Below are 18,305 nucleotides of genomic sequence, written 5' to 3' on the forward strand. Positions count from 1 at the left end.
ATATCTGTAGAGACGCACCGCAGTGCGTCTAACGTCACGTAATTAATCTATGAGAACAATCTTTGCGTAGACGCACTGCGGTGCGTCTCTACAGGATAAAAATTACGGTAAAATATAATACATAATTTTTTTCACGCAGATTTAGCAGATATGGCAGATTTTTTAATCATTTTAATCCTTTTAATCGGTGGCAAAAAAACTTTACAAACATTATGATTGAGCACAATAAGATTTCCGATTCAGATCTCCGAATTAAAATTAAAAATTCGGAAATTTGTTTTGGGGGAAACCGAAAACTAAAAATTTACGGAACACTAAAATGTTCTTCGGGTAAAAGAATGAAACGTGAAAATCGTGTCTTCTTTTTATCTGAAAATGAAGCCAGACAAAATGGTTTCAGACCTTGCGGACATTGTATGAAAACCGAATATCAAAACTGGAAAAATGGACTTATTTAATCCCGAAACTGACGAGACGACTAATCTGCTTCCTAAAGACGGAACTGTAAATTATTACGGTAAACTTTTTTCAAGAGAAAATGCCAATCACTATTTGGATGTATTATTAAATAATATTGAATGGAAAAACGATGAAGCTATCATCTTTGGAAAATTAATTATTACGAAACGAAAAGTAGCATGGTATGGCGATTCAGGTTTTGAATATACGTATTCGAATACGACAAAAAAAGCGCTTCCGTGGACGAAGGAATTATTAGAACTAAAAGCTGTTATTGAAGAAAAAACAGGAGAAACCTTCAACTCTTGTTTACTTAATCTGTATCATTCCGGTGATGAAGGAATGGCCTGGCACAGCGATGCCGAAAAAGACCTAAAAAAGAATGGTGCTATTGGTTCTGTAAGTTTTGGTGCTGAAAGAAAGTTTGCTTTTAAACATAAAGACTCTAAAGAAACTGTTGCGTTAATATTAGAACACGGCAGTTTATTGGTTATGAAAGATACTACTCAAACACATTGGTTACATCGCTTACCGCCAACAAAAACAACTTCTAAACCAAGAGTAAATTTGACTTTTAGAACGATTGTTTCTCAATAAAAATTTTATTTAACCATTAAGAGATTAAGGAAGATTAAGAATTCTGACTTCAATGAATCTGAATATCTTAATGGTAAATTTAAAAAACTCTAATAAGTTTTACCATCCCTGATTCAAACCATTTTTAAGGACTTCTTCATATTTATCTTTATCAAAGACATATAAGTTTGGAGCTTTATGTGCGACGTTGCTTTTCTTTTCTTCCAATTTATTGAGAATTCCAATGTTGTTAATCTTGCGCAAAAAGTTTCTTCTGTCCAATTTTTTATCCAAAATGGTCTCATACAATTTCTGAAGTTCAGGCATGGTAAATTTTTCGGGTAATAAATTGTAACCAATTGGCATTAAATTCAATTCGATTCGGAGCGTATGCAGCGCTTTATCCAAAATTTCTTTGTGATCTAAAATAAGTTCAGGAACTTCTTTATGGTCAATCCATTCAATGCTTCCCTTATTATTTTCCTTTTGTGGAATCGCTTTTAGAAAATCAACCAAGGCATAATACCCAATAGTTACAAAACGCTGTGTAAACCATTTTCTGGCTTTTTCCGGAATTTTAAGATGTTCTAAAATTTTATTTTCAAAATGCTTATCATTTCGTTTTACACGTCCAAACGTAGCAAATTGTCTTAGAAAAATTCCTTCAATTCCTGTACGTTTATTTAAAACAGTAACCGCCGCGGTATCAATATCCTGATCAATGGGAACAAAACCGCCTGGTAATGACCACTTGTCTTCATAAGGAGTTTTAATTAATAAAACTTTCAGCTGATTATCATGAAAACCAAAAATGACACAATCTATAGAAAGTCCGGGTTGGTAATTTTCGTTATTTTCTAGTATTCCTTTCGCCATTCAATTTTTATTAATTACAATTTCTTATCTCAGGGATCACGCAATTTAATTCATTTTAATAAAATTGAGACTCTTTTTTAAAATTCGCATGCAATATTATTGAAAAACAAAAAACCAACAGCAGAAGTGTGTAAATCACAATTTTTACTTAAAATTAAAATCGAATTAAAAAAATAAGTACATTGCGTCATAATAACACATTAAGCGCTTAACTTGTTGTTTCTACAACAAAAAAGCATCTTCAAAAAGAAACTTTAAAGAAGATAACAAACTCAAAAACAGCTTAATATTGTAATTACTGTAACAAAAAATAAAGAAAGACGTCTATTCTTATATAGCACATATAAATTGATTTAAACATGAGAATTCCTAATCCAGAAAAACGAAACAAGGGGCTTATTAAAAAAATATGTTTCTCTTTTGGATTTGTTTCTAAAACTGACCTTTTAGAAGCTTCTTTAAAATATAGTGAAGAACAGGAAAGGATTTTCAATGAAATGATTACTATAAGTGAAGCGAAAGATAAAAAAATAAAACGCGAAGCATTTGATAAAGCATTATTTGCATCCTATAAAGGAATTGGCGCTATGGATTTTATAAATACTGTTCTGAAATAATTCTTAAAATATCCTTCTACAACATACTGAACCTTGCTACAAAGCGAGGTTTTTTTATTTGGTCTCATTTTTAAATTTTCAATTGTCAATAAAATAATACCATTTTAATAAGAATATTAAATTTAATATCGGTAAAGTATTGTCAAAATTCTATATTTTTGCCCATTGACAAATATAAGATTATACTTATGTTAATTATTTAAAATATTAAAAACACAGCGATGGAAAATCTAATTCAATCAGAGAATTATAAAATTCAAAAGCCTGCCGAATGGGCTTCCAATACAAATGACGGTCAACTTATTGAATACATTAAAGAATCAGATTTTGCAACTAAGCAAATAGACGAAGGGCGTGATTATTGCTATTTTTTAGATAAAATCTATTACACCAGTGATGAAGAAAATAGTGAATATGCCTGCGTAGCTTATACTCTAAACGAACCTGCAAATCTGGAAAATGCCTCTGTAATGGATGTCGTGGTCGAAGAAAATGAAACTTATATCATACATAGAATAAGCGTTTTGAGAGAAGGTGTTTTGATTAATAAAATTCCTGATACTAAAATTAAAGTTCTTGATAGCGAAAACCAAAGTGATGGCGGGGTTTTGAGCAGTAATAAAAAAATCAATATTACCATAAAAGATTTACGCCTTTATGATGTTTTGATCATGGAGGATTCGAGAGTGAAGGTCTTTACGGAACGTGACTTTTTACGCAAGGAATTTTCTAAGTTTGTTTGGGTAAGTCCAAGTACTTATTGGGCTTACGGAAGTTATAATTATACTTTTATCAATGACCGTAAAAACAGGATTGCTTACAAAAAAACTTTTTTCAGAGATGAGGATGGGAATGTATTGGCTCCGGAAATCAACTATTTAGAGAAAGGTGAAAAGTTTACTATTGAAAAAGAAAACTATATCAACTTTGTAGATACTAATCGCGAGATTGCTCCTTTTATAGATTTTGCTACTGATAGTAACTGGGCCGATTTGTCTAATTATATTTCTCCGTTATATGAAGAGGTTTATAATAAATCATTTTTACAGGAATTTGCCCCAAACTTGGTTGAAAAAATAGATGCTATTACTAACAAAGATGAGCAATTGCAATTTGCCATTGATTATGTACAAAATCATGTTTACTATGTTTTTAATGCGGATGAGATGAACGGTCATAAACCGCAGGAACCATCTGTAACATATCAGAATAAACAGGGAGATTGTAAAGCAAAATGCGTTTTACTGAAGGTAATCCTGGATTATATCAAGGTTGATTCGTCTGTGGTTTTGGTGAATTTTAATACTGATCATTACCTGAAATATTATTTGCCCTCTTTACTTACTTTTAATCATGTAATAGTAAAAATCGATTATAAAGAGCAAACGTATTTTATTGATGCAACGAGTCGCGATGAATTTGGATTGATAGAAAATCGTGGGTTCATTTATTTCATGCACTATCTTGAGGTTAAACCAAATCAGGATTTGCAAATAAAAAGTTCTCATCGATTCCCATATTATGGTATCAATGAAAAAGCTGATTTTAACATTGAAAAAAACATCGGTAAACTTACCTTAACGACGACTTACAAAGGAAATCGTGCTAATTATATGCGCAAGTATTTTAAGAACACCAACAAAAGAGAAATCATAGACAGCTGGAATAATTTCTTTTTTTATACATTGAATTACAACAATGACAGGAACGGAACTGACGTTCGAAATATATTCAAAGATACAACGATCGAAACGTTAAGCGATGACAAAAAACTGAACGAGTATACGATTCAATACAAAGCTACGATTGAAGATCCGTATTTTGCAGACGCACAAAAAAATCGTTTTGTCATGTATTTTGACCGCAATGTGATTAAAAATAATGCAAGGGACTTTTTGCACACAGATATCACGTTCTGGCATAATTTTGATAATGAAAAATATGAAATCAATCTTTATACAGACCAAAGAATCGATGTAGAAGAAAAATTTACGGTTCAGGAAAGCACAATCAAAAATCCATACTTTGATTATACAAGCCGCAAAAAAATCACAAAAAATGGCGCATCGGTTTACATCGATTTTAAACCATTGGTAAATTTAGAAATTCCGCCAGCTGATTTTGAAGAATTCAGAAATGCACATCACGAAGTTGCAGATAGTAATTTTGGACTGGGAATCGATATTATAGAACAGGGTTTTATGAATTTAATGAAGTTTAATTTCAAGAAACTGGTAAAGTAACTACAATAAAAAATCGACAGTCTGGACGTAAATATTGTTACTTAATTTTGAACACGAATTTCACTAATTGACACTAAATAGTTTGTGAAATTCGTGTTTTGTTTTGCACTTTGTCTGCACTATATAATAAAAAACGGGGCTAAAATTTAGCCCCGTTTTTGTTATTGTGAATTGTTGTTGAGATAATTTTCAACATATAGAAACATCGATTTGTATTATTTAAAAAAAAGTTTCTACTAGTTTAAAAAAATTTAAAGCAATTCAAAATCAGATTTCAATTTGATATCTGCTGATGATGCTCCAATCATTACTTCGAAGTCTCCTGCTTCTGCAATAAATTCTAATTTATCATTGTAGAAAGAAAGTTTCTCTTTGTCGATTGTAAATTCGATTGTTTTAGATTCTCCCACATTTAATTTAACCTTTTGGAAATCTCTTAATTCTAAAACTGGTCTTACAACAGATCCAAATTTATCTTTTAAGTACAATTGCACTACTTCTTCTCCGGCTACTTTTCCAACATTTGATAATTGGAAAGAAACTTTGATTGTTTCATTATTTTTCATCTTAGTCGAAGACAGTTTCAAATCAGAATAATTGAATTTGGTATAACTCAAACCATATCCGAAAGGAAATTTAGGGGAGTTTTTCAGATCAATATAAGCTGAAACATAATTTTTTGAATCCTCATCTTTAGCTGGTCTTCCTGTACTGTAATGATTGTAATAAATTGGCACTTGCCCTACTTCTCTAGGAAAAGTCATTGGCAATTTTCCAGAAGGATTATAATCTCCAAATAATACATTTGCGATTGCATTTCCTGCTTCTGTACCCAACCACCAGGTATATACAATTGCCGGAACATTATCAGCCGTCCAGTTAAAAATTAAAGGTCTTCCGGCATTTACCAAAACTACAACCGGTTTTCCGGTAGCCTGAATTGCTTTTACCAAATCTTCCTGAACACCCGGCAAATGCAGGTTGCTTCGGCTTTTTGCTTCACCGCTCATGTCGCGGCTTTCGCCAATACTCAAAATAACAACATCCGCTTGTTTCGCAGTAGCGACTGCTTCAGCAAAACCATCTTTGTTATCTCCATCGACTTCACAACCTTTGGCGTAAAGCAACTTGGTATTTTTACCTACTTTATTTTGTAAACCGTCCCATTGCGAAACTACCCATTTATTGTAGTCTACCTCTGGTAATTCTACAGACCAAAATCCCATGTTTTCTTTATACTCCTTTACCATTGGACCAATGAAAGCAATTGTTTTCAGGTTTTTAGAAAGTGGTAAAGTTTCATTTTCATTCTTTAATAAAACGATACTTTTTTGTGCTACATCTAGAGCTGCTTTTCTATGCTCAGGATTATTCAACGCTTTATCGGCTCTCTTTTGATCTGAATATCGGTAAGGATCATCAAATAAACCCAATTCAAATTTCTTGCGAAGAATTCTTTTTACTGCATCATCAATCAAATCAACAGAAACTTTTCCTTCTTTAACCAATTCGGCTAAATGATATCTGTAGGCATTACTTTCCATATCCATATCACTTCCGGCTGTAATGGCAGAAAGCGCAGCAGCTTTAAGATCTTTTGAATATCCGTGTGCTACCATTTCTCCTATCGAACCCCAATCTGACACTACAAATCCCTGAAAGTCCCATTTTCCTTTCAAAATATCACGTTGTAAATGTGCATTTCCTGTCGCCGGAATTCCGTTTAAGTCATTAAATGAATTCATAAAAGTAGCTGCACCGGCATCAAGAGCCGCTTTGAATGGTGGCAAATAGGTTTCCCACAACATTCTTTCGCTCATGTCTACAGAGTTGTAATCTCTTCCGCCAACAGCTGCACCATAAGCTGCAAAGTGTTTGACGCAAGCCATAACTGAGTTTAAATCGCCCAGTTTGTTTCCCTGAAATCCTTTTACTCTTGCATACGCAATTTTAGATCCCAGATATGTATCTTCTCCGGCACCTTCCATAACTCTTCCCCAACGCGGGTCACGGCCAATATCTACCATTGGTGCAAATGTCCAGTGTATTCCGCTTGCAGAAGCTTCTGTAGCAGCAACTCTGGCTGCCAGTTCAATTGCTGTTAAATCCCAACTTGCAGCTTCGGCTAACGGAATTGGAAAAGTGGTTTTGTAACCGTGAATAACATCCTGACCAAATAACAACGGGATTTTTAGTCGGGATTGCATCGCCAATTCCTGATATTGTCTGGTGTATTTTGTTCCAATAATATTTAACATCGAACCTACAATTCCTGCCTTTATCTCGGCTTGTTTGTTTGGATTAATGGTAATTGGTCCTGTTGCAGAATTATCTCCTGTGTACTGATTAAGCTGACCTATTTTTTCTTCTATGGTCATTTTCTTCAATAGAGCATTTACTTTCTGGTCTATTGTTTCTTGTTGGGCGACGGCAAAAAAAGACACCATCAACAAGGTAAATGTGGTTAGTTTTTTCATTCTCATTTAATTAATTTCTATATAAACTGGTAAGTGATCTGATGGATATTTTAAATCCTTGGAGTCACTTAAAACTGCATGCTTTTGTACCGTAAGCCCGCTATTTTTAGAAATAAAAATATAATCTAATAATAAGGTTACTGGTTCATTATGTTTAAAATCATTGAATGTCCCTGATGGTCCAAAAGGTTTTTCTTTAGAAACATCTTTGGTATCATCCATTACTTTTTTTATGGTTGAAATTTGTTTTGTATCCGGTTCTGAATTAAAATCTCCCATCAGAAAAACAGGATATTTTTTTTTGTTTATTTCGGCTATTTTCGAAAGAACCAGTTCTACTCCTTTTACTCTTGCTACTTCGCCCATGTGATCGAGGTGAAGATTAAAAACCCAAAACGTTTTTTTTGTTTTCACATCTTTAAACAATGCATAAGTACAAATTCTATTACAGGCTGCATCCCAACCTCTTGAAACTACGTTGGGTGTTTCTGACAACCAAAACGTATTGGATTGTTCTACCTGAAAACGGTCTTTTTTATAGTAAATCGTACAGGCTTCTCCTTTTCCGTCTTCTTCTCTGCCTATCCCGAATTTGTTATAATTTGGCAAAGCCAAAGCGATGTCTGTAACCTGATTGGGAGTTGCTTCCTGGACTCCAAAAATATCGGGACTGTAAAATTGAATTTGCGATGCAAAATAATCTTTTCTGTTTGGCCAGGCATTTTCTCCATCTGAAGCAACATCTAAACGAATGTTGTAGGACATAATTTTTACATTCTGACCATAAAATGACGCATTGACAAAAAGCAGCATTACTACTAAAAAAAATGAATTTCTCTTTTTCATGTTAAAAATTTTAATCCGGTAAAGCTAGCATTTCACTAGCCTTAATGAAAAAAAAGAATGTTAATTATGTACTCTTCGACAATCAATATTAGATATATCATAAAAATTTGTTTTTAGTGCTGCCATGTTGCCACAAGTACAAGATAAACACGAATCTTACTAATTTTCACTAATTAGTTTGTGAAATTCGTGTTCATAATTAGTACTATTTGTTTCCACACGTTAGACTTTTGTAACGTATTTATTTTTTTGATTTTGATTTTTTAGCTTCTGAAAAATCCAAATAATTAAGATTAAAACCTCCTTTTTCAAACACTACCTTGATTTTGTTTGTGCCTGCATTCAAATCAATACCTGACAAGACAACAGTTTTCCATTTTTCATTTCCTCCTGTTGTAGGAAGTGTAATTGTTTCAGATCTCTTTCCGCTTTCAGTTTCCAGATAAAGTTTCCCTTCTGAATTTTCACTTGAGTAACGAATGGCAACTTTGTATCTGTTTTGTTTAGCAACTTCGGTAGTAAACTGTAACCATTCTCCATCTTCGATAAATGAAACCTGGTAATCATTTGATCCGGTATCTTTGCAGGATAAAATATCAACACCATCATTTCTCATGGTATTTCCTTTATTCCACTCATCAAATTTTCCGGTTTCTACTCTGTAATTGATAAAATCTTTATCCAGATATGCGTAACCATTTGTTCCGAGATCATATTGAGTTGCGGCAATTTTTCCCGGAATCAAATGTTTCTTGTAAGGTTTAGTATCGTTAGTTTGTACTTGTCTGAACATTGCATCGATTACATCCGGTTTAACGGTTAGGTTTTCCATTTTATAATTGTCTGCCATTTTCATCAATGTTTTTTTCGCAAAATCAGCAGTCGGTTTTTGTCCGCCATCTTTCCAATACTTTAATAAAACATCATATTCCGGAATTTTAGTTACTGAAGTTACACCGGCAATATTTTCGATTTTTTTCATTGGCCAGAATGCCCATCCAATATTATTGCTTTCTACTAATGTCAATGCATCTTTGAACCAGACATTTGAGTTTTCTCCACTTTCTCCCAACCAAATCGGCACATTGTATTGTGTTCTGTAATCCAGCATTTTCTGGATTGATTCTTTGGTATTATAGTTCCAGTATTTATGAAAGCTCAACGCCATATTTTCATCCCATAACGGGAAAATTCCGTTGTAATTATTTCCCCAGCAATTTCCTTCAATAAAAATTAAATGGTTCGTATCGACTTCGCGAATTGCTTTTGTAACCTGTACCAGTAATTCCCTCAATGGTCCGTTTGAGTTTTCATCACAACCATTTTTATTGGTTCCGGTAAAATTCCAGTTGGGTTCATTGATGATATCATAGGCACCAATCCAGGGATTGTCTCTGTAACGAGAAGCTAATTTTTTCCATAATGCAATCATTTTTTTCTGATTGGCTTCGCTTTCCCAAAGAGATGGTTTTGTATTATCGTAATCAGAGATTGCAGCATCATTTCCTTGCCCGCCCGGAGCAGCATGCAAATCTAAAATCAGATAGATCTTATTTTCAGCACACCATTTCAAAAGATTATCTGTCATTGTAAAACCTTCTTCGATCCAGGTTATTTCGCCATTCTTTTCTTCCTGAATAGATGGCGTGTACAAATTATAATGCATTGGCAAACGAATCGAATTGAAACCCCATGCTGCAAGCGAATCAACATCACGCTTTGTGAGTCCGTTTGCTTTATAAGCGGCATAAAACTCTTTTGTCCCTTGTGCTCCAATAACTTCTTCTATCTTTTGTTTGATGACATATTGCGGACTTGCAAAAGGTTGTGTCTGCATCATATAACCCTCCTGCACCATCCAGCCGCCAATTCCAAGACCTCTTAGTATTATATTTTTGCCGTTGCCATCCACAATATTTTGTCCGTCCCTGTGCAGGAATCCCTGCCCAAAAGCGGTAATTGGAAGCAATAATTGTAATGTGATAATTAATTTTTTCATGCTGCTTTTTAAACTTAAATATTTATTTCAAGAGAAAATCTATTTTTAAAATCTGCAAGTTCAATGATTATTTACAAGTTCATTTTAAAATTTCAACGTCTTATTTCATTAATCTTAACTCTAATATTCCAGAGTTTGCATAGCATGCGCCGGTATTCTGATAGTTGTTTTTGCAGTTCCGCTTGTTATGCTGTAAACCACTTCTTTATCTGATGAATTCATTATAATTGTAGCAATTTTTCCGTCTGTATTTTTAAACGATGTACTTAGCAGGTTTTTATCGCTAAGGGTTGCTTCGATTCGTTTTGCATTTGGTCTGATAAATTTAGATAAGTGACCTATATAATAATACATTGGCGTAAATATCAATTCATCTTTTTCAGTGTCTCCGTGAATTGGGGCAAAACAAAAATTCCCCACATGATTTGGTCCTCCGTTTTGATCTAGCAGGATATTCCAATCTGTCCACGCGACAGTTCCATTGTTGAAATCATTGATCATATTAAGTCCGTAACGTTCTGCATTTCCCCAAAACTGAAACTTGGTGGCATCAAATTTTTCGATACAGCCTTCAGTAAAGATTAAATTTTTGTCAGGAAAAGCTTTGTGTACTTCTGCTACTGATTCGAATTTTGGTGTTCCGCCATTCCAGGTTTCATACCAGTGAAATCCAATTCCCCAGGCATATTTTGAAACTTCAGGATCTGAGAAAACAAGATTCGCTCTTGTTACTAACATGTCTCCGCGATTATGATCCCAGATAATTATTTTTTTAGCTCCCAGATTTTCTTTTTCTAAAGTTGGTCCCAAAAAGTTTTTCAAAAAATCTCTTTCTGCTTCGGGTGTATAAATACAGGATTCCCATCTTTGAGTCGCCATTGGCTCATTTTGAATGGTTAATCCCCAAATTGGAATTCCTTCTTTTTCATATGCTTTTATAAATTTAGCATAATAGTTTGCCCACGACTGAGCAAATTCAGGCAATAAAACGCCGCCGTGCAAAATATCATTATTGTCTTTCATGAAAGCTGGGGGACTCCATGGACTAACAAATAAGGTTAATTTTCCGCCGGCTGTTTCAATTGCTTTTTTGATTAATGGAATTCTATATTTTCTATCATGATCAATATTGAAGGTTTTCAGCTCTTTGTCTCCTTCCTGAACATAGGTATAACTTTCGCTGCTAAAATCGCAACTGTGAATATTGGTTCTGGCTAAAGAATAGCCAATACCTTTCTTTTTATCATAGTATGCGGTTAGAAATTTTTGTTGATTTTTTGGAGATAATTTGGCAAAAACTTCGGCACTTGCGTCTGTAATTGCTCCGCCAATTCCCAAAAAAGTCTGGTACGTTTTTGCCGGATCTACAATAATAGAAACTGTTGAGTTTGTTTGTTGTGAAGTTGAGATTAAATCATTTGATAATGATAATCTTAAATTGGTGTTTTCAGCAGTAGTATAAACGTTAATTTTTGAATTCGATTTGGATTTTCCAACACCGGATTGGGCTATAGCTGATGAAAAACAACTTAATTGCAGAATTAATATTGGAATTATTAAGTTTTTATGGGTTGATTTCATTGTGTTTTAGATACTATTAAAAAAAATAAGGGCTAAATAAATAGCCCTTAACTACTAAACAAAATATTAATAAACTAAAGTTTGTATGGCGTGTGCCGGTATTTTCACTACTGTTTTTTGAGTAGCAATTATTAAATTATAAGTTATTTCATTGTCTGTATGATTCATGACAACTGTTGACATTGTACCATCTGTATTCAAAAATGAAGTACTTTGCAAATAGCTTCTGCTTACTGCAGTACTTACACGAACAGCATTTGGACGTATGAATTTTGAAAAATGTCCGATATAATAATAAGACGGTGTATAGATTAATTCTCCCGTTGTGGTGTCTGCGTGTATTGGGGCAAAACAGAAATTACCAACGTGATTAGGACCTCCGTATTGGTCTAAAAGGATGTTCCAATCTGTCCAGCCAACGGTTCCGTTATTAAAATCATTGATCATCGAAGTTCCGTATCTTTCGGCATTTGGCCAAAATTGATATCTGGCAGCATCAAATTTCTCTACACATCCTTCTGTAAACATTAGTTTTTTATCCGGATATGCTTCGTGAACTCTTGCTACATTTTCAAACAATGGCTGCGCGCCTGTCCAGGTTTCATACCAGTGAAATCCAATTCCCCAAACATATTTTGAAGCCTCCGGATCTGAGAATATAACATTTGCTCTTTGTACCATTAAATCACGATTGTGATCCCAGGCAATAATTTTTATTCTTTCTAAACCTTCTTTTTTAAGAGTTGGTCCTAAATAATTTTTAAGAAAATCTCTTTCCTCTTCTGCTGTATACAAACAAGATTCCCAGGTTTGCGTTGCCATTGGTTCATTTTGTACTGAAGTTCCCCACATTGGAATTCCTTCTTTTTCATATGCCTTAATAAATTTGACATACATATTTGCCCAAGGCTGATAAAACTCAGGAAGCAGTGTACCGCCCTTTAGTACATTTTTATTGCTTTTCATAAAAGCATTTGGTGACCATGGAGTTGCATAAGTAACTAATTTTCCTCCGGCAGTTTTGATGGCTTGCTTTATTAACGGAATGCGATATTGCCTATCATGTTCAATCGAGAAAGTTTTTAAATCCTTATCGCCTTCTTCAATATAAGAATAACTCGCACTACTAAAATCTGAACTTTGAATCGTGGTTCTTAGTAATGAGTAGCCAATTCCTTTTTGAGTATCGTAATAAGCATTTAAAAATTCTGTTTGTTTTTCTTTTGATAGTTTAGCAAAAATTTCGGCACTTGCGTCAGTAACAGCTCCTCCAATTCCCATAAAAGTCTGGAATCTTTTTGATGGCTCAACAAAAACAGAAACCTCAGTTTCTACTGGTTGTTTTGATGCTGTAAAAGATAAATTATCTGTAGGGGTTAACCTTAATTTTGTATTATCAGCAGTGGTATACACTGTGATCTTTTTATTGGTTGTAGTAAATGCTTGTTGTTGCTTCTGATTTTTCTGCTGTGCAAAAACAGCTAGAGAAAAACACAAACAAGTAATAATAAAGCCGTTTTTTTTCATTGTATCTGTTTTAATAATTAAAACTTTTTTGCAAATAATTGATTTAAAAAATAGCCCAATATCCTGGTGAACATGGGCTATTTGGCAACCAAACTTAACTTAACTTAAACTTCCTTTTGTATTTCTGTTTTTAGAAAGACCGGGACTGTAATCCCAGCCTTAAAAAACAAAAACTATTTTTTATTCTTATAGATTAATTGTAACCTGGATTTTGAACCATTTTAGTGTTATTGAATTCACTGTAAGGTATTGGCCAAAGTTCATTTTTATTAGCAGTAAATCCTTTAAAAGCAAGCTTAGATGCTGCTTCTCCAGTTCTTACTAAGTCATACCAACGGTGTCCTTCTCCTGCAAGTTCTAATCTTCTTTCAGCCAGAATAGCCGGAATTGAAACTGGTACAGATGGCAAACCAACTCTGTTTCTAACAGCATCTAAAAGTGCCTGAGCTCTTGCTCCTGTTCCTCCTAAAGCTTCTGCTTCCATTAAATATGTATCAGCTAAACGAATGATGTAAGTATTAATTCCAAAGTTCAATGCTCCCTCAGAAGTTCCTATATCACTATTAACCGGTGAGTATTTGATAAAATGGTATCCTGTTTCCTGGTAACTTGGATCATATGTCATGTTACCTGCTGCTTGTTGCGCCGCTGCATCAAAAATTGTAGATGCAAAACGAGGATCTGTTTTTAAAGTATTCCCCAAATCACTTGTAATAACCATAAATCCCCATCCGTTGATATAATCAGGAATTCCTGCTGCTATACCTGCTGGTGTTCTTTTAAAGTTACGCATTCCGCTTAACTGGCTTACAAGGTTCCCTTCGTCATCACCTCTTTCAAAATTATCCCATTTTGTGTTTCCTTCACTTGAATAACTAATTTCGAAAATTGATTCTGTATTGAACTCATTTTTGTGATTCCATAAATCCGAAAACTTATCCAACAATTTATATCCGTAGCTGCTTGTTGATCCTGGTGTACCATTCACTTTAGCTAATTCTGCAGCAGCTTCTGTTTTTTTGTTATCATATAAATATACCTTTCCTAAAAGTGCCGTTGCAGCACCTTTTGAAAAACGACCTAACTCATCAGGAGCTAAAGTAATTGGTAAATCTGCAATTGCTTCTGTCAAATCTTTTTCGATTTGTGCATAAACCATTGCTGGAGTTGCTTGTACTGTTACTGAAATTTCTTCTCTTGTATATGGCGTTAATTTTAACGGAACATGTCCAAAAAGTCTCACTAAATCAAAATAGTAATAAGCGCGTAATGCTTTAACCTCTGCCATGAAACGTGCTTTTTTAGCAGCATCCATATCAATTTCCGGTAATTTTACGACCATGATGTTACATCTTGCAACTCCCTGAAAATAATTTGACCATACTGCCGGCGGAATGTTAGTAGGACTTACTGTATAATTATTCATAACCTGAAGTCCTGGCTGATCTGCATTATTACCACCTCCTGCATAAAAATCATCAGATGCAGAATTAAGTAATAACAATGGTGCATTTTCCATCGCTCCGGCATATTTTCCTAATTTATCATAAGCAGCTATTAATCCGGAGTAAGCATCTTTTTCAGTTTTATAAAAATCTTTTTCCAGAACAACTCCATCTCCTTTTACTTCCAGCTTTTCATCGTTATCACACGATGCAAGTGACAACACTGTCGCCAATGCTATAAATGAATGTTTAAAACTTATAAGTTTCATAATATTTTATTTTTTAATTAAAATTGTAAATTAACTCCCAACATGTATGTCTTAGCCTGAGGATAGAAACCTCTATCTACACCTTGCACATTGTTTACACCTGCAGTAGTCGCTCCTCCAATTTCAGGATCAAAACCAGTATATTTTGTAATTGTAAACAAGTTTTCACCTGTTACATAAAGTCTAACTTTTTGTAATGAAATACTTTCTATCCATTCTTTTGGGAATGAATATCCAAACTGAATTGTTTTGAATCTAAAGAAATCACCATTTTGTAAATGAAAAGTTGACGGGTTGTTAAAGTTATTATTTGTATCAGCATTAGTAACTCTAGGATATGTATTTGAAGTTCCTTCTCCTGTCCAACGTCCTAAAACTTCTGTTTGATAGTTAGCATTCAAAACATCTAACCTTCTTAATCCCTGATAAATTTTATTTCCACCTGCTCCCTGACCAAAAACTAATAAGTCAAATCCACGGTAATCTAAGTTCAATGTTAAACCGTAAGTAAATTTAGGTAATGAACTTCCTAAGAACGTTCTGTCATCTGCTGTAATTTTACCATCACCATTAAGGTCTTCCCAACGGAAATCTCCTGGTTTAGCATTTGGCTGAATTATCGCGCCTGTCGAACTTTTGTAAGAATCAATTTCTGCCTGATTCTGAAAGATACCAGCTGTTTTAAATCCGTAGAATGAGTTGTAAGCATGACCTACCTGAGTTCTGTTGATTTCATAAGTTGTAGATTGAACTTTTTCAGTACCTACTACAAAGTCAACTCCTTTGTCGATGTATGTCACTTCGTTTTGGATATAAGAGAAGTTACCATTTACAGAAAGGTTCAATGCTCCAATTTTTTTACGGTATCCCAGTTCAATATCAAAACCTTTGTTTTGCATATCAGCTAAGTTTGCATAAGTATCTCCTGTAACTCCTACAAATCCAGGAATTGGCACTTTCATAATAATACCAGATGTTTTTTTGTTGAAAAAATCCACGCTTAAATTAAAGTCATGAAATAAAGTAGTTTCAAAACCAATATTTGCTTGTTTTGTTTCTTCCCATTTTAAGTCAGGATTAGGAATTGCATTTGGACTTTGTCCAGGAATTGGCAATCCATCAGCACCAACAGTATAATTTCTTTGGATTCCGATAGTAGACAAGTATAAGAAATCTGGTGAAGAGTCATTACCAGTTACACCATAACCTCCTCTAATTTTCAATGTGTTTACAACATTGTTATCTTTCCAGAATTCTTCTTTTGATGGTACCCAACCTAACGAAGCAGAAGGGAAAGTTCCGTATTTATGCGTTGGTCCAAATCTTGTAGAACCATCACGGCGAATAATACCTGAAACAATATATTTTTCTTTGTAATCATAGTTTACTCTTGAAAACACTGATTGTACTCTGTGTTCTACAGCTTGGCTATTATAAGCATTTGCAATTTTGTCTTTAATTGGAATATCAACATTAAAAGATGCATCTTTATGATTTGTAGCAGGAACGCCTCTGTAAGTAATATCGTTACCAGAAGTAATATTGTCTACATAAGTACCAACTCCTAATAAAACATTGAAATGGTGTTCTCCAATTTTTTTATCATAGTTTAATGTGTTTTCCCAGTTCCAGCTAAATGATCTTTTGTAAGATCTGAAAAGCTCATTAGTATTTTTTACTGTAGCATTATTCAAGTAAGATACCGGAGTAAAATTGTCAGATCCGTAAAAAGCTAATTTTCCACCAGCCACTGATTTAAATTTTAATCCTTTTAATACTTCTGCTTCAACATAAATGTTTCCAACAAAATTATCAGCAAAATCATTATTACCTAATCTTGTTTGTGCATAAGCAAGAGGGTTTGTATTCTCCTGAATAACATTAGTAGAAATACCATAATAATTACCATTTGCATCTTTAAGAGCATTTGCAGGAAATGTTTTGTAAACATCAGGATTAGTCTCAATAACCGGAGTTAATGGATCTAAGTTGATTGCTGAAGCTAATGGCCCGCCAAATTCATTATTTGTATTACCAATACCAATAGTTTTTTCGTGAGAATAACCTAAAGTTTGTCCAACTTTAATATAATTTCCAATTTTATGAGTAGAGTTTAATCGGATATTTTTTCTGTTGTAATTAGAAATTTCCGGTGTAACGATACCTTCCTGGTCGATTAAACCAAAAGACATATAAAAAGTAGATACATCATTACCTCCACTAAGACTTAATTCCTGAGAAGTACGTTGAGCATGTTTATCAAAAATAACATCTTGCCAATCTGTTCCTTTTCCAAATCCTGCAACCTGAGCAGGAGTATATTTTGGAGCTTGTCCAGCATTTACAGCAGACTCGTTCATAATCATTGCATACTGAGAGCCATTAAGTAAATCTAATTTTTTTGCTGGAGCCGAAGTTCCTGAAAAACCATTATAATTTACATTGATCTTTCCTGCTTTTCCTTTTTTGGTAGTAACAAGGATTACCCCAGCCGCAGCACGAGAACCGTAAATAGCACCCGAAGCACCATCTTTTAATACCTCGATAGACTCAATATCAGACTGGTTCAAATAACCTATACCTCCATTGTCTACTACTACACCATCAACAACCCATAAAGGATCATTATTATTCAAGGTAGTAAAACCACGAACACGTATTGTAGAAGCAGATCCCGGTTGTCCTGCATTTGAAGCAATAGATACCCCTGAAACTCTACCTTGTAAAGCTTGCTCTACTCTTGTAATAGGAAGGTTTTCTAAATCCTTTGCTTTAACGCTGGAAATAGCACCTGTTACTACACTTCTTTTTTGAGTACCGTATCCTACCACTACAACCTCATTTAAACTTTGAGATTCAGGTCTCAATTTGATTTCAAGTTTTGTTCTTCCGCTTATTGCTTCTTGTACAGTAACGTATCCAACAAAGCTGATGCTTAAAGTTCCATTAGAAGGAGCAGTAATCTGAAATTTACCATCAAAGTCAGAAGCTGTCGCTTTGCTCGTGCCTTTAATTAAAATTGTAGCCCCAGGGACGGGCATTCCACTTTCATCATTAATTGTCCCGGTTACCGTAACATCTTGAGCCATTGCGATAACTGAAAACAGTAGAGACGAAACACAAAAAATAAGTAATTTTGTTAATTTCATTTTTCTAAAAATTTTGGTTAATTAATTAGTAATTTGATGCAATAATAAAGTTAAATTTTTACTATCAACAATAAAAATTCATTACAAAAACACATCAAAGCGTAATTTAATACTCTACAAAAACACATCAAATTATTTTTAATACCTCTAATTATCAATAGTTTATACAAAATAATATATTGTTATAAAAATGTTAAGTAAAAAAATAAACACTACATTTATAAAATAATACCAAATTGAT

Annotated in this window: 12 protein-coding genes; 4 read left to right on the plus strand and 8 right to left on the minus strand. The window is 33.9% G+C overall.

What is annotated here, in order from left to right; genetic code table 11:
* Positions 1 to 212 precede the first annotated feature (212 nt).
* Positions 213 to 458 carry an Ada metal-binding domain-containing protein gene (locus NJT12_RS16540; protein ID WP_271337038.1) on the plus strand — a complete coding sequence of 82 codons (246 nt, stop codon included), beginning with the start codon at positions 213 to 215 and terminating at the stop codon, positions 456 to 458.
* The gene (locus tag NJT12_RS16545; protein WP_271337039.1) at positions 445 to 1,056 is read left to right on the plus strand and encodes an alpha-ketoglutarate-dependent dioxygenase AlkB family protein; all 612 of its coding nucleotides are present in this window, start codon (positions 445 to 447) and stop codon (positions 1,054 to 1,056) included. The genes NJT12_RS16540 and NJT12_RS16545 overlap by 14 nt, the downstream gene beginning before the upstream one ends.
* Before the next feature lie 99 nt (positions 1,057 to 1,155).
* Here NJT12_RS16545 and NJT12_RS16550 read toward each other — a convergent pair whose 3' ends face one another.
* Positions 1,156 to 1,911, minus strand: a complete 756-nt coding sequence (locus NJT12_RS16550; protein ID WP_271337040.1) for an NUDIX hydrolase — start codon at positions 1,909 to 1,911, stop codon at positions 1,156 to 1,158.
* A gap of 359 nt (positions 1,912 to 2,270) precedes the next feature.
* Here NJT12_RS16550 and NJT12_RS16555 point away from each other — a divergent pair, with 359 nt between their 5' ends.
* Positions 2,271 to 2,528: a hypothetical protein gene (locus NJT12_RS16555; protein WP_271337041.1), complete on the plus strand. Its 258-nt coding sequence runs from the start codon at positions 2,271 to 2,273 to the stop codon at positions 2,526 to 2,528.
* 221 nt (positions 2,529 to 2,749) lie between these two features.
* A complete protein-coding gene (locus tag NJT12_RS16560; protein WP_271337042.1) occupies positions 2,750 to 4,771 on the plus strand; it encodes a DUF3857 domain-containing protein in 2,022 nt (673 codons plus the stop codon).
* A gap of 251 nt (positions 4,772 to 5,022) precedes the next feature.
* On the opposite strand, the gene NJT12_RS16565 is transcribed toward NJT12_RS16560, so the two are convergent.
* From NJT12_RS16565 to NJT12_RS16595, 7 genes are all read right to left on the minus strand, one after another.
* Positions 5,023 to 7,248: a glycoside hydrolase family 3 N-terminal domain-containing protein gene (locus NJT12_RS16565; protein WP_271337043.1), complete on the minus strand. Its 2,226-nt coding sequence runs from the start codon at positions 7,246 to 7,248 to the stop codon at positions 5,023 to 5,025.
* A 6-nt stretch (positions 7,249 to 7,254) separates the two neighbouring features.
* Positions 7,255 to 8,094 carry an endonuclease/exonuclease/phosphatase family protein gene (locus tag NJT12_RS16570; protein ID WP_271337044.1) on the minus strand — a complete coding sequence of 280 codons (840 nt, stop codon included), beginning with the start codon at positions 8,092 to 8,094 and terminating at the stop codon, positions 7,255 to 7,257.
* Positions 8,095 to 8,335: 241 nt separating this feature from the next.
* Positions 8,336 to 10,093: a cellulase family glycosylhydrolase gene (locus NJT12_RS16575; RefSeq protein WP_271337045.1), complete on the minus strand. Its 1,758-nt coding sequence runs from the start codon at positions 10,091 to 10,093 to the stop codon at positions 8,336 to 8,338.
* Positions 10,094 to 10,213: 120 nt separating this feature from the next.
* Positions 10,214 to 11,674, minus strand: a complete 1,461-nt coding sequence (locus NJT12_RS16580; RefSeq protein ID WP_271337046.1) for a glycoside hydrolase family 30 protein — start codon at positions 11,672 to 11,674, stop codon at positions 10,214 to 10,216.
* Between the two features lie 66 nt (positions 11,675 to 11,740).
* Entirely contained in the window at positions 11,741 to 13,201 is a 1,461-nt protein-coding gene (locus NJT12_RS16585) for a glycoside hydrolase family 30 protein (protein ID WP_271337047.1), read from the minus strand.
* 193 nt (positions 13,202 to 13,394) lie between these two features.
* Positions 13,395 to 14,915 (minus strand): RagB/SusD family nutrient uptake outer membrane protein, encoded by a 1,521-nt coding sequence (locus tag NJT12_RS16590; protein WP_271337048.1) that lies wholly within the window; start codon positions 14,913 to 14,915, stop codon positions 13,395 to 13,397.
* 17 nt (positions 14,916 to 14,932) lie between these two features.
* Positions 14,933 to 18,064 (minus strand): SusC/RagA family TonB-linked outer membrane protein, encoded by a 3,132-nt coding sequence (locus NJT12_RS16595; protein ID WP_271337049.1) that lies wholly within the window; start codon positions 18,062 to 18,064, stop codon positions 14,933 to 14,935.
* Positions 18,065 to 18,305: the final 241 nt, after the last annotated feature.

It is taken from the genome of Flavobacterium azizsancarii, from assembly GCF_027980145.1.
In the GTDB taxonomy this organism is placed as follows: domain Bacteria; phylum Bacteroidota; class Bacteroidia; order Flavobacteriales; family Flavobacteriaceae; genus Flavobacterium; species Flavobacterium azizsancarii.